At 37.1% G+C, this 13,447-nt stretch carries 15 protein-coding genes; 8 read left to right on the top strand and 7 right to left on the bottom strand.

Annotation, left to right across the window (positions count from 1 at the left end; all coding sequences use genetic code 11):
- Positions 1-370 precede the first annotated feature (370 nt).
- The 8 genes from panD to DEU39_RS12340 all read left to right on the top strand — a co-directional run bounded on the left by panD (position 371) and on the right by DEU39_RS12340 (position 7,793).
- Positions 371-721, top strand: a complete 351-nt coding sequence (gene panD, locus DEU39_RS12375) for an aspartate 1-decarboxylase (protein WP_002976902.1) — start codon at positions 371-373, stop codon at positions 719-721.
- A 3-nt stretch (positions 722-724) separates the two neighbouring features.
- A complete protein-coding gene (locus tag DEU39_RS12370; protein WP_062673859.1) occupies positions 725-1,753 on the top strand; it encodes a lysylphosphatidylglycerol synthase transmembrane domain-containing protein in 1,029 nt (342 codons plus the stop codon).
- A 181-nt stretch (positions 1,754-1,934) separates the two neighbouring features.
- Positions 1,935-2,510, top strand: coding sequence for a TerD family protein (locus DEU39_RS12365; RefSeq protein WP_034698933.1), 576 nt, complete (start codon positions 1,935-1,937; stop codon positions 2,508-2,510).
- Between the two features lie 27 nt (positions 2,511-2,537).
- Positions 2,538-3,215, top strand: a complete 678-nt coding sequence (locus DEU39_RS12360) for a TerD family protein (protein WP_034698935.1) — start codon at positions 2,538-2,540, stop codon at positions 3,213-3,215.
- An 85-nt stretch (positions 3,216-3,300) separates the two neighbouring features.
- Positions 3,301-3,939, top strand: coding sequence for a vWA domain-containing protein (locus DEU39_RS12355; protein WP_120232116.1), 639 nt, complete (start codon positions 3,301-3,303; stop codon positions 3,937-3,939).
- Between the two features lie 17 nt (positions 3,940-3,956).
- Complete coding sequence (locus DEU39_RS12350; protein WP_120232115.1) at positions 3,957-5,000, top strand: TerY-C metal binding domain-containing protein; 1,044 nt, start codon at positions 3,957-3,959, stop codon at positions 4,998-5,000.
- Positions 5,000-6,277 (top strand): PP2C family serine/threonine-protein phosphatase, encoded by a 1,278-nt coding sequence (locus tag DEU39_RS12345; RefSeq protein WP_120232114.1) that lies wholly within the window; start codon positions 5,000-5,002, stop codon positions 6,275-6,277. Before DEU39_RS12350 ends, DEU39_RS12345 begins: the two co-directional genes overlap by 1 nt.
- A 4-nt stretch (positions 6,278-6,281) precedes the next feature.
- Positions 6,282-7,793 carry a helix-hairpin-helix domain-containing protein gene (locus tag DEU39_RS12340; RefSeq protein ID WP_120232113.1) on the top strand — a complete coding sequence of 504 codons (1,512 nt, stop codon included), beginning with the start codon at positions 6,282-6,284 and terminating at the stop codon, positions 7,791-7,793.
- A 177-nt stretch (positions 7,794-7,970) separates the two neighbouring features.
- On the opposite strand, the gene DEU39_RS12335 is transcribed toward DEU39_RS12340, so the two are convergent.
- The 7 genes from DEU39_RS12335 to DEU39_RS12305 form a co-directional block, all read right to left on the bottom strand.
- Entirely contained in the window at positions 7,971-8,411 is a 441-nt protein-coding gene (locus DEU39_RS12335; RefSeq protein ID WP_120232112.1) for a GNAT family N-acetyltransferase, read from the bottom strand.
- A gap of 18 nt (positions 8,412-8,429) precedes the next feature.
- Positions 8,430-8,951 carry a 3'-5' exoribonuclease domain-containing protein gene (locus tag DEU39_RS12330; RefSeq protein ID WP_120232111.1) on the bottom strand — a complete coding sequence of 174 codons (522 nt, stop codon included), beginning with the start codon at positions 8,949-8,951 and terminating at the stop codon, positions 8,430-8,432.
- A gap of 212 nt (positions 8,952-9,163) precedes the next feature.
- Complete coding sequence (gene tyrS / locus DEU39_RS12325) at positions 9,164-10,363, bottom strand: tyrosine--tRNA ligase (RefSeq protein ID WP_120232110.1); 1,200 nt, start codon at positions 10,361-10,363, stop codon at positions 9,164-9,166.
- Between the two features lie 481 nt (positions 10,364-10,844).
- Positions 10,845-11,435 carry an NAD(P)H-dependent oxidoreductase gene (locus DEU39_RS12320; RefSeq protein ID WP_120232109.1) on the bottom strand — a complete coding sequence of 197 codons (591 nt, stop codon included), beginning with the start codon at positions 11,433-11,435 and terminating at the stop codon, positions 10,845-10,847.
- 75 nt (positions 11,436-11,510) lie between these two features.
- A complete protein-coding gene (locus DEU39_RS12315) occupies positions 11,511-12,329 on the bottom strand; it encodes an AraC family transcriptional regulator (protein WP_120232108.1) in 819 nt (272 codons plus the stop codon).
- An 11-nt stretch (positions 12,330-12,340) separates the two neighbouring features.
- Positions 12,341-12,835 (bottom strand): GNAT family N-acetyltransferase, encoded by a 495-nt coding sequence (locus DEU39_RS12310; protein ID WP_120232107.1) that lies wholly within the window; start codon positions 12,833-12,835, stop codon positions 12,341-12,343.
- Entirely contained in the window at positions 12,813-13,433 is a 621-nt protein-coding gene (locus DEU39_RS12305; RefSeq protein ID WP_062673882.1) for a TetR/AcrR family transcriptional regulator, read from the bottom strand. Before DEU39_RS12305 ends, DEU39_RS12310 begins: the two co-directional genes overlap by 23 nt.
- Positions 13,434-13,447: the final 14 nt, after the last annotated feature.

Here is a 13,447-nt window from a genome sequence, read left to right as displayed (position 1 = left end):
TATAGCAAATATAGTACTATTTTCTAATTGTGCAATTTTTTTATTAAAACTTGTAAAATTTTTTTGCTTTTCACTGAAATCAGTTAAAATATGATAATTCCACTTTTCACAGAAAATCTACGTTACAGGTTACTAAAATCATGCCAAATGCTTATGTGTATTGACTTTAGCAAAAAGTTAATATTATTTTTCGTATTTATTAAATCCTAAATTGTGTATAAACAATTAATTTTTTTGACCATATGATTGTTAAATCTATAAGTAATTTTTAAATTTCTTATGTTTTGTGAAATTAAACCCCTGTGTTTGTGGGAGTTTTAAAATGATAATAAAGACCTGTTTTATTAATTTTTATTAATAAATTTGCAGCATGTTAATAGAAGTTTTCAAGTCTAAGATTCATAGGGTGAGAGTAACTGCCTCTGACCTTAATTACATAGGGAGTATAACGATCGATGAAGATCTTATAGAAGCTGCCGGTCTGGTAGTGGGAGAAAGAGTCTATATCGTTAATGTGAACAACGGAGAACGCTTTGATACTTACGTGATCAAAGGGAAAAGAAAATCAGGGGAAGTATGTCTGAATGGTCCTGCAGCAAGAAAAGTACAGAAAGATGATATTATCATCATTATTGCTTATGCTCAGATGACTCCGGAGGAAGCAAAAGATTTCCAGCCAAAGATCGTTTTCCCGGATGAAAAAACAAATCTTCTTACGTAGTACATGGAGAAAACATCAAAAAGTCCGGTAAAATCAATACTTACAATAGTAATATCGCTTGCTTTTGCAGGCTTTTTTTTATGGCTTGCCTTAAGAGGTCTGGATTTTAAAGTCATTCAGAAATCACTGGCAAAAGCTAATTATATCTGGGTATTGTTTGCTTCCGTATTTGGTCTTCTGGCTTACTGGTTCAGGGCAATCCGCTGGAATCTGATGCTGGAGCCGATGGGACACAGAATTTCCAATTCCAATGCGCTTTGGTCTATCTCATTTGGTTATCTGATGAACCTTACGATTCCCAGAAGTGGCGAAGTAGCAAGGGCAACCGCTTTATATGGGGTGGAAAAAGTACCTGTAGATAAATCTTTTGGAACTATTATTCTGGAAAGAGTAGTAGACCTGATCTGTATGCTTGGTTTCTTAGGACTGACATTATTGTTCAAATATGATGCAATTCTGTCATTCTATAAAAACTCAGGAGTCAATATCAATCCTACTAAAATAATATTCATCCTTTCCATTCTGGTAATAGGAACAGTCTTATTTTTTGTATTTAGAAAGAAACTGGCAGAAGTTCCGTTTTTAGGAAAAGTGGTTAGCTTTATTGACGGGATTTTTCAGGGGATAACTTCCATCTTTAAATTAAAAGAAAAAGGGAAATTCATTCTTTATACATTAGGAATCTGGATTTGCTATTATTTAGCAGCTTATCTGGTATGCTTTGCCCTTCCTGAAACTTCAGCATTTACCTTTGCAGATGGATTTTTCATTATTGTAGTGGGAACACTGGGAATGATTATTCCTGCCAGCGGAGGAATCGGAGCGTATAACCTTGCCATGAAGTATGGTTTTATGGCTCTTTTCATTTCAGTAGGAAAAAGTGCAGATTTTGGAGGTGAAATGGGACTTACCTATTCCTTTATTTCTTTACCGTTGCAGATTGTGATTATGCTGGTGATGGGATTAATTTCCATTCCTATGCTGGCCAAAGCAAGAAATGCTGCTGTTTCAGATAAAGAATTTGAAAATTAATTCAATACATTTTTTATATAATGCAAGGTTCAATTTTTTAATTGGACCTTTTTTTATGAGCATTTTTGTGATTTAAAGAGTTTAAAATTAAGCGGTATGGAACATTTTTTCATCAATAAATTTGGTCAATTCGTAAATCACTTCTATCTTAATGCAAAAAATAATCATAATATAAAACACTATGGCAATTAATCTACAGAAAGGACAAAAGATCGAGATAGGATTGACGAAAATGACGATTGGATTAGGCTGGGATCCGAATGAAGGAACCGGCTACGATTTTGACCTGGATGCTTCTGCAATCATGATTGATTCTGACAGAAAATTAGTAAGCGAAGAATACTTCGTTTTTTACAATAACCTGAATTCTCCGGATGGAGCACTTACCCATACAGGAGATGATCCGAGTGGTAAAAACAGTGATGGTGACGATGATGAAGCGATCATTATAGACCTTGATAAAGTAGATTCAAGAGTAGAAGAGATCCTTTTTGTGGTCACCATAGAAGACTTTGAAAGAAGAAGACAGAATTTCGGACAGGTAAGAAACTCCTATATCAGAGTAGTAGATAACCATTCCAACCAGGAAATTGCAAAATACGAACTGGATGAGGATTTCTCTATCGAAACAGGAGTAGAGTTCGGAAGACTGTACAAAAGAAACGGAAGCTGGAAATTTGAAGCTTCAGGGATAGGATACAGAGCAGATTTAGGCTTCTTCCTTGAAAAATACTACAAAGGGCAAATCATCAAATAAATCATCAAATACACAAAAACTATAACTATGGCAATTAATTTACAGAAAGGACAAACGATAGATTTAAGAAAGAATGACCGCGGAGAAAGCGTTTATGATCTTTCAAAAGTAACCATCGGTCTAGGATGGGATGTAAGAAAACAAAGCAGTGGATTCTTCGGTAAACTGTTCAGCAAGGAAGCAGAATATGATCTTGATGCTGTAGCCTTTCTTTTGGATGGCAACGGAAAAGTAGCTAATCTTGGAAGAACGGTGCAGACCAATGACGGAAGACAGATGGGCCTTTATCAGGGAGATGTGGTTTTCTTCAATTCTATGCAGCACCCAAGCGGAAATGTATGGCTTACCGGAGATAACAGAACCGGAGCTGGAGATGGCGATGATGAGCAGATCATTGTAAGACTGGATCAGCTGGATCAAAGCTACCAGAAAATTGTGTTCATTGTTACCATTTATCAGGGAAGAACCAATAACCAGCACTTCGGGATGATCGAAAATGCATTTATCCGTGCGGTAGATGCTTCAGGAAAAGAAATTACAAAATACAGCCTTTCCGGCGATTCAAGCATGAATGGTAAGTGTGCAATGGTTTTTGCAGAAGCCTACCGTCACAATGGCGATTGGAAATTCCGCGCTGTAGGAGAGCCTCATAATACAGATAATTTTATCGATATTCTGAGACAGCAATACGCTTATTCGAACTAGATTTTCAATTTTTTCAACTCATATAAAAGCCGGCTTGGAAGTCTCCGACTCCCTCCGCCGGCTTCAGAATTAATACTTGTCTATAATGAGCAGGAGATTATTAGCTTATTTTTTATTGGATACTTCAGGGTCTATGAACGGAGAACCTATTCAGGCACTGAACAATGGTTTCAAAGGTCTTATCAGTATGCTTCGCGCGGATCCGCAGGCGATGGACAGCCTGCATTTAAGTGTCATTACCTTTGATAGAGAGGTTAAGAATATTATACCCTTAACAGATCTGGCAAGTTTTTATCCAATGGAGATTACTTGTCCGGATAGTGGCCCTACGCATACAGGAGCTGCTTTGGAAATGGTTTCTGAACTGGTTCAGAGAGAAATTGTAAAAGAATCTGCCGATGCAAAAGGAGACTGGCAGCCGTTACTGTTTATATTTACGGATGGAAAACCTTCGGATATTCAGAAGTACAGGCAGATGATCCCTGTGATCAGAGGGATGGAATTTGGGGCTATCGTAGGATGTGCAGCAGGCCCGAAAGCAGATGAGCAGTTTTTGAAAGAACTGACCGATCATGTGGTAAAACTGGATACTACAGACGCGATTACTCTTTCTTCCTTTTTCAAATGGGTGAGCTCTTCCATTACACAGGGAGGACAATCTCAGAATACGGGAGAAAATATCACATTACCTCCGCCACCATCGGAGCTTACTATTATTATTTAAAATATTGTCTTTACACCATGAGAAGACTGCCTATTTATTTTTTAGTAGATATCTCCGAATCTATGGTAGGAGAGCCTATTGAGCAGGTACAGGAAGGTATCGCCAATATCATCAGGGAATTAAAAAAAGATCCGTATTCACTGGAAACGGTTTACATTTCTGTGATAGGTTTTGCAGGAGAAGCGGAAGTGATTACTCCCATGCAGGATATTATCAGTTTTTATCCGCCAAAAATCCCAATCGGAAGTGGAACGTCGCTTTCCCAGGGATTAATCAAAGTAATGGATTGTATCGACAAGGATATTGTGAAAACAACGTATGAAAGAAAAGGCGACTGGAAACCTATAGTGTTCCTTTTTACAGACGGAGTTCCCACTGATGATGCCACCAAAGCCATTGAAAGATGGAATACCAAATACAATGGAAAATCTAACACTATTGCCGTTTCTATTGGAGAAAATACCAATTATAAACTTCTCGGTTCTCTGGCAGACCATGTTTTACTGTTCAATAATTCTGATGAGAATTCTTACAAAGAGTTTTTCAAATGGGTAACGGATTCTATTAAAACAACCAGCCAGAGTGTCACAGAAGCAAAAAAAGAAGGAATTAATTTGTCTAAAATTGATTCCATTATTCTGGAGAAAGTAGATCCTGAAATGGAACAGAGATTTCCTGATAATAATTTTGTAGTATTGAATGGAAAATGCCAGGAAACGGAAAAGCTTTATCTGATGAAATTCAAAAAAACATTTGCAGAATCAAGCATACCGGGAATGGCTACAAGATATTACAGACTGGACGGAGCATATAAAATTGATGAAAAAGCCTACTACAGACTTTCTTCCAATCAGAAAACTCATCTTAAAATCAATATCGAAGAACTGGACGGAGGAACTTCATGCCCTCACTGTGCCAATCCCATTGCGCTGGCTACCTGCTCGTGTGGAGGAATTCATTGCCTGAGGGGAGAAGGATACAGTAAATGTCCGTGGTGTGGAACTTCCGATTATTATGGATTTTCCGGAGGTGGATTTGATATTAACAGAACGTTGGGCTAATGATGGGGAAATTTTTCAGGAAATCAAGGGATGAATCCAAACCGAAAACTATGGAACAGGCTCTTATCTTTAAAGAAAAAGAAGAATTCAAAGACGTTCATTGGGTATTGAAAAATGCCAGTGCCAAACAGTTCTATGAGTTCAGTCTGCAGATGCAAGAGTTTCCCAACATCAGGATTCAGAATATCGGAAACCTGGAAGAAACTGGACTTAGTTTTGAAAATGATACTATTTCAGGAATTCCGTTAAAGAATAATATGTACCATCTGGATGTTCGGTTTTATCACACTCATGATCAGAATCAAATTGAAATAAAAAAAATCCAACTGTTTGTCAACGCAGATCCTAAAGACTTGTGGAGAAATATTCCAAGCGATACCAATGCTGCTTTTTATAAATCGGAAGAAGACTCATACAAAGGTTCTTTTTCAGACAAAAAAATTGTTGTAGTTTCCAAAAGAGGACGTTCTCACGCTCATGAAGGTAAATTTCGTGAAGACGATTTTGCCGTAAATACGCTTCCCAACGGCTGGAATATTATTTCTGTTTCAGATGGAGCGGGCTCTGCCTCAGCTGCCAGAGAAGGTTCAAGGCTGGCAACTACAACGATCAACCATTTTTTTAACTCACAGGAGATTTTAAACCAGATTGAAAATAACATCAATGTTTTATATATCAATCAGTTCCCTGATAAAGAACAATTGAAAGCCAAGCAGGATACCATCAATATCTTATCGGAAAGTGTCTTGCATGTTTATCACACATTAGAAAAAAAAGCGGCAGAAAATGCCCTTTCTGTGAATGATCTGCACACTACACTTATTTTTACTTTGCTTAAGAAATTCAGTTTCGGATATGTGATTCTGAGCTTTGGAGTGGGTGACTGTCCGATCAATCTGATTAATACAGACTTTTCTGAAGTAAAATTGTTAAACCGAATGGATGTGGGAGAGTTTGGTGGTGGCACTCGTTTTATCACCATGAAAGAAATTTTTAATGATAAAATGGCTTCCCGTTTCCAAATTACCTGTGTAGAAGATTTTTCCTATCTCGTGCTGATGACAGATGGTATTTATGATCCTAAATTTACTACAGAAAATAAACTGGAAGATGTAGAAAGCTGGAAAGCACTTTTTGAAGACCTTGCCGGAAATAATGATGACCGGACGAAAGCAGATTTTATTAACGATGAAAAAATCGATGAAGAGCTTTTAATTTGGAGCGATTTCTGGAGCAGAGGAAATCATGATGACCGTACATTGGCCATAATCTATTAATACCATGAAAAAAACTATTAAAGTTGTCTCTGTTCTGGATACAGCCAAATCTTATGAATACGTAGATGAAAACCCTATCCGGGGCGGAGTGAAAGATGTTTATTTTTCGCCTGATAAAGACTATGTAGTCGCTTTCTACCGAAATCCGCTGGATGAAGGACAGAAAGAAAGAATCATGAGGATTGTTTCTACCTATCTGCAAAGTATACAGAATGGAAATGCTTCTGAATATTTTCTGAATGAAATATTCAGATGGCCTTATGATATTGTTGAAAGAAATAGACTAACGGGAATTGTAGTTCCTGTTTATCACGATAAATTTTATTTTGCCAAAGGCTATATTGGTTCAGATAATATCCAGGGACAGGATAAGGTGGGGAAATGGTTTACCGCTCCCATGTTCAGGAATCAGCAGTATCCGTTGAGACTTGATCAGTCAGAATTGGGAGATTGGCTGAGCTATTTCCAGATTGCTGTCAATATCAGCCGGGGAGTGAAAAAGCTGCATCAGATGGGACTGGCACACTCCGATTTGTCTTATAACAATATTCTGGTAGATCCCGTTACAAAATCTGCCTGTATTATCGATATTGACGGTCTTGTGGTTCCCAAACTCTTTCCACCGGAAGTCATAGGAACCGCCGACTTTATTGCACCCGAAGTTCTGAAAACACAACATTTAAAACTTCAGGATCCGAATAGGCATTTACCCAATCAAAAAACAGATCTGCATGCACTTGCCGTTCTGATTTATATGTATCTTTTGAGAAGACATCCGCTGCGTGGAGGAAAAATCTGGGATCTGGATTCCGAAAAGGACGAAATTTTATCCATGGGAGAAAAAGCTATGTTTATAGAACATCCGGAAAATAATTCCAACCATGTGAAGTCCGATCATCTCAGAAAGTGGGATGCATTCTGGGGAGATCCTCAAAAGATTCCGTACACCGTTACAGGTCCATATATTTCAGAATTGTTCAGAAAAACATTCATTGACGGTTTGCATGATCCTATCAGACGTCCCACGGCCAATGAATGGGAAGCCGCATTATTGAAAACCGTAGATTTGATCCAGCCTTGCCAGAATTCCGGCTGTACAGAAAAATGGTATGTCTTTGATAATAGCAGCAATCCAAAGTGTCCGTTCTGCGGAACACCTCATCAGGGAACATTACCCGTTTTAGACTTATATTTTAAATTTGATGATGAGGTATGGAAACCGGAAAATCACAGGCTCATGGTTTATCATAATCAGTATCTTTTCAAATGGCATGTTTCCAGGAAAGTGATACGTAACGAAAATCTGACGATGCAGGATAAAATGCCGGTAGGATATTTTACGTTCCACCAGGGAAGATGGGTATTGGTCAACCAAAGCTTATCAGGAATGAAGGATGTCACAGAACAGAAAGAAATTCCACCAGGCTCTATGGTAGAACTCATTGATGGTAAAAAAATACTGCTTTCCTCAGAAGAAGGCGGAAGATTGATCTATGTAACGATGGCAAACCAGTAAAGACTAACGGATAATCAAGGCTTGTTTCCGGAGTGTCATTCTGAATGGAATGAAATGTAATGAAGAATCTCACAGATGATTGTGGCCATTTGTGCTCATTTATTTGTGAGATTTGTGTTTAAATCATTTAAATCAAAGGAAACATTCAACGGCTATAGCAAAACTTTAAAAAAACATTTACTGTCTTTCCGTTTCCATAAAATAAGAATACTGATCCTCGTCCACAATTCTAAATCCAAGACTTTGATAAAGATACTGTGCTTTATTGGTTTTTAAAACACTTAATGAAACCGTTTTTCCAGCTAATGAAGCTTCTTCTAAAATATCTGACAAGATCTTTTTTCCAAGTCCTTTGCCCTGTTGGCTTGGATCAATCTGAAGCTGTAAAACCTCGATATTGGTAAACGTTCTGTCTACTTTTAATAGTCCAATGGGCTGATCATGTAAAAAAATAATATTAGCTTTTTCAAACTGATACAAAACTCTTTGCAGGGTTGTTTCTCTGTCAGTAGAAAGTCCTGAAGTTTCATAGTGCGGATTCATGGTTTTCATTCTGAGATTGAGAAGAAAATCAATGTCATTTTCATCAGCTTGTTTATAATGCAGGTCAGGATTCATAGTCAAAAATTAGAGTTCTTACTTTAATGCAATTTTTAGTCCCATTTCTTCTTTCATGTACAGCAAAACTTCGGCATTTCCTCTGGCGTCGTCTACCGGATTGTGCGTGTGTTCCGTTTTGCGGAGATGTTTCCATTGGGCAAAAGTATCTTTTTCCAGCCCGCAGTACAGATCAGAAAGTCTTCTGGAAGAAAAGCCAAAAGGATTTCTTCCGATAAAATGATGAAAATACCAGCAGATAAACATCCAGTCGAAACCATTATTGTCACTTATGAAAATAGGTCTGCCTTTGGAATGAGTGGTAATCCAGTCTTCAAAGGCCAGCATTACTTTCTCAGGATCATCAAAATTCATTGTTTCTTCCCTGCTGAATCCGGAAACTGCTAAAGCATCTGGGTTGAACTTCTCAGAAACAGGCTTTAATTTTCCATAAAAAGTAGTGTCCAGTTCTTTATTCACGAGTACCGCTCCGAAACAGACCATTGAAAAATCTCCGGGAATCGGACCGTCCGACTCTATGTCAACCATAATGTAGCTCATTGGAAATAGTTTTTAACTGGACGAAGATATTGAAATAAGCTGAGAGATGGAAGATGGAAGTGGAAGGAAAGGAAGCTGGAAGTTATTTTTGTGTAGTAAAGAACTCTTTTGTCTTTTAAATTAAAATACTCTTTTAAAAAATATCCCAATCAATAACCTCCATAAGTTCATCGTCTTAAAGATCCTCCATTTCCATCCTCCATCTTCCAGCCTTATACTATCTCAAAAAAGCCCCTTCTCCCAATTTTTATTTTAGTTTGAGGGGTGAGCTGCATTTCTTCATTTGCGTCCGTTATTCTAAGGGTATTGATCTGAACTCCTCCATTCTCTATTAATCTCCTGATTGCCGATTTGCTGAGGTCATTTTTAAGTTGATGACACAGTTCAACGAGAGAGATTCTGTTCCCTGTACTTTTCAGTGAATCAATAGCCACAGGTTCATACACTTTCTCTTCAAAATTTTTATTCTGAAATTGGTTGATAAAAAACTGTTCTGCATTTTCTGCTGAAGCAGGATCGTGGTATTGACTGATAATATTTTTAGCAATCAGTTTCTTGATATTCATTGGATTTTCCCCTTCTTGTATGCTGGAAAGAAGCATCGTTTTTTCTTCCATAGAAAAATCTGTAGTCAGGTTGATAAATTCTTCAATCAAAGCATCCGGAATAGACATGGTTTTCCCAAACATTTCATTGGGTTCATCTGTCAGTCCGATAATATTATTCAGGGATTTGCTCATTTTTTCCTTTCCGTCAAGCCCTCTCAGCAATGGCATACACATGACAATCTGAGCAGGCATTTGATGTACTTCCTGAAGCTGTCTTCCCATGGTACAGTTGAAGAGCTGATCCGTGCCACCCATTTCAATATCACACTCTATTTTTACAGAATCAAAACCCTGAAGAATCGGGTAAACCAGTTCATGCATGGCAATAGGTGTATTTTCTGTGAATCTTTTATTAAAATCATTCCGGTGCATCAATTGAGCCACGGTCACTTTTGAAAGCAGTTGGATGACTTCAGAAAAATCAAGAGCATCCAGCCAGTCAGAATTGAAAACAATCTTTGTCTTCTGTACATCAATGACCTTGGAAAGCTGATTGATATAAGTCTGGGCATTATGCTGCACATCTTCAGCACTTAAAGGTTTTCTGGCTTTATTTTTTCCGGTGGGATCGCCAATTCTTGCCGTAAAGCTTCCTACGACAATAATAATATGATGGCCCAGATCCTGAAACTGTTTCAGTTTTTTTAAGACTACAGCATGTCCCAGATGCAGATCCGGAGCGGTGGGATCAAATCCCAGTTTGATGGAAAGTTTTCTGTTTTCCTTTTCGGCTTGAGCCAGTTTTTCTTCCAAACCGTTTTCAGGCAGGATGATAGCCACATTTTCTTGTAATGGATGAATCATGTTTGAATAGTTTTAAAATGAAAAAAGCCCGGACAGGTACTGTCCGGGCTTCTATATAAACGTTAGATTATTTTATTGGATTACAGATATAGAAAGTCTTCCCGAACGATAGCCCGGTGCATAATATTCACTGAAGAATGGAAGACGTAATATACTGTTCAGATGTTTCATTATAAGGTAAATATACAGGAATTTCCTGAAGATCCAATATTTAAACCATTAAGACGCATTGTAGGGTTATAACAAGATTTGTTTTAAAAGAAAAACTTAACCATCCATCAATCTTAATGGCTTAAAATAATGGTTCAAAACAATTTTACTTGCGATTTTTGAAGCTAATTTCATGCCATAAATCCCTTAAAAATAAAATACAAGATAAAGATGTAAAAACTGTATTTTATTATTTTCTTTGTTGCCTGATAAGAATTCTGTAAAATAGGGCTTATTCTCTGTTTTTCTCTCGTTGTTTTCATGAAAAAAATTAATGGTTAAGAACATTTTTAGAGTATAAATTTTTAATCTGACCTTTCCAGATTTCCAGATTTTCAGGAGAAGCTTTATCTGCTTTATCAAAAAAGAAATGTCTGATAATTTCAAGCCCGGAATAGATAAAAATACCATTGTCAGAAGTTAAAGTAAGGGCTTTATCCATGCCTGTTTTTTCATATTCTTCATGAGATTTTCCATGGGTATTGATGATAACGGTTTTTTTGCCTTTCAGAAGACCTTTCTGTATGCCCTGGTCATATCGGTAAGCAAAACCATAACTGAACACACGGTCTATATATCCTTTCATCATTGCTGGAAGACCGGTCCACCAGATAGGATAAATAAAAGTAATTTGTTCTGCCCACGAAATATGATCCTGTTCGGTTTTTACATCATCTGATAGTTTTCCCATCCTTTGTCCTTGTATATCATTCAAAGAAAGAACAGGATTGAAACCGATGTCGTAAAGATCTCTCACAATAATTTCCTCGTTGTGATATTGAAGGGTTTCAATAACAGTGTTTAGAAGATGATGATTTAAGCTGTTTTCATTAGGATGCGCGTAAATGATTAAATGTCTCATTGTTTTGATTGTTAAGATTAATGAGACAAAATTAGCGGAGTGCTCTTTTTAAAAATTGTAAGAAAACGAAACGGACTATTTAGATTTTGGATTACAGATTTCCTGTTGGAATTTTAAATACTGAGCGGGAGAAATGTTGATAAAATGCTTGAAATCATGGATGAGCTGGCTTTGATCATAGTAACCGCATTCATCAATAATGGTAAACCATTTGACCTGATTTTGTTTTTCAGTCTCTTTTTCGATGAGTTGTATAGCTTTTAAAAAACGGTTGTAGCGGGCAAGCTCTTTTAAAGAATAGCCAAACTGTTCTTTTTGTTTCCGTTGGATATTTCTTTCCGTCTGATGGGTTTGCTCTGCAATGACTTTTATGGGATTTAAAAGATCGTTTTCAAAACTGCTCAAAAGCTGGCTGGTGATATCCTGATCCTGGAGATAAGGCTTACAGAATTCAAGAATATGATTCACCTGTTTGGTGACTGAATCTAATCTGGTAAGCTGATGCCAAAGGTCTGTAAAGCAGTTTTCTTCCAGCAATTCATCCGGATGTCTTACCGATTGTTCAATGGATATTTTTCCGAAGAATCTGAAAAAAGCATCATCTTTAAAATTAACAACCAAAATAGAGCAGCCAGCGGGAAGTGTATATTCAAAGGCTTGTCTTACAGGCCCGAAAACCATACATTTATCAACACTTATGATGGTCTTTTCCCGGGTGGACATCGTGGCATTTTCTCCAAAACAAAATAACAAAATCGTCTGATAAGTGGGTAAAAGCGTTTTGGTAATGGAGGATTCAGAAGTATTTGCAGCAAAGTAAAAATGAGTAAATATGTTTTCAAATTCCTTTGGAACTGAAATTCTATACTCGTTATATTCTGAACGTAATTCCATAATCCTGAAAGTTAAGAGATAAGATGTTTTACCATTTTATAGTTGGTCATAGCAATTCCTTTTACATGAACAGTCTGTTCCTGAACCACATGAAAACCTGTTTTTTCAAAAAAAGGTCTGGCCGTTTTACTGACATCAGCTGTAATTTTTTTTTCATTATTCAGCAAAGCTTCCTTTTCAATGTGACGATAAAGCAAGGTTGCAATTCCTCTATGCTGAAAATCTTTGTGTACAAAGAGCAGATCAATATAATTTCCCTGGTCGAGCGTACAGAAACCTGCTATTTTAGTCTCTGTAACAGCTACAACAACGTATTGATCTTTGATTACCTTCATCCATCTTTCTTCATTCTCGGCACCGGATTTCCAGGCTTCGAGCTGTTGTAGATCATAGTCTTTTTTGCACACCTCATCTATTGTTGCCGTAAACAGCTGCAGCATTGCCGGGAGATCATCGTAAACTCCTTTTCTAAGGATGATATGATTATCTGATGTATTGCTGTTCATAAAGTTTTTGCTGTTCTTTATTGAGAAGTGGGTAGAAAAGATTCATCTGCAGAAGGGTATAATGCTGAATAGCCTCATTCGGATTAAGTTTCAAAATAAGTCTGTTATGGGTAAGCCAGTTGTCGGCAATGATGAAAATCTGCTCAACAAGACCATCTATAATAAAATGAGGTACATCTTTCAAAAATATATTGTTCTTCTGAAGATCTGAAAAGATCAGTTGAAATTCCTCTTTTCTGCTGAAATTAATCCCTTCATAATTGGCTTTGATGTCAGGATTACGATTCAGAATATCTATAAAATTGATAAATATAAAGCGGTAAGAATAAAAAATTTCACAGGTAGAATAGGTAAACTGATAAAGATCTTCCAGACTTTTATTTTCCTTTTTTTTCATCTGGTTCAGTAGCTCATCCATTTCCAGGGTAAGCTCTGAGAATAGGATTGTAATGATGTCTTCAGAATGTTTGAAATGGTAGTGCAGATTTCCTGCACTGATGTGAAGTTCGGCAGCAATATGCCTTGTGGTAATATTGTTGTACCCTTTCTCATTAAATAATTCCAGTGCTTTAGACAGAATTTTATCCTTGGTCTTCATAACCCAAAGATAAG

The sequence above is a fragment of the Chryseobacterium sp. AG363 genome, assembly GCF_003610675.1.
Lineage (GTDB): Bacteria > Bacteroidota > Bacteroidia > Flavobacteriales > Weeksellaceae > Chryseobacterium > Chryseobacterium cucumeris.
The sequence above is the reverse complement of the archived record's forward strand: the minus strand, read 5'-3'. Positions and strand labels throughout refer to the sequence as shown.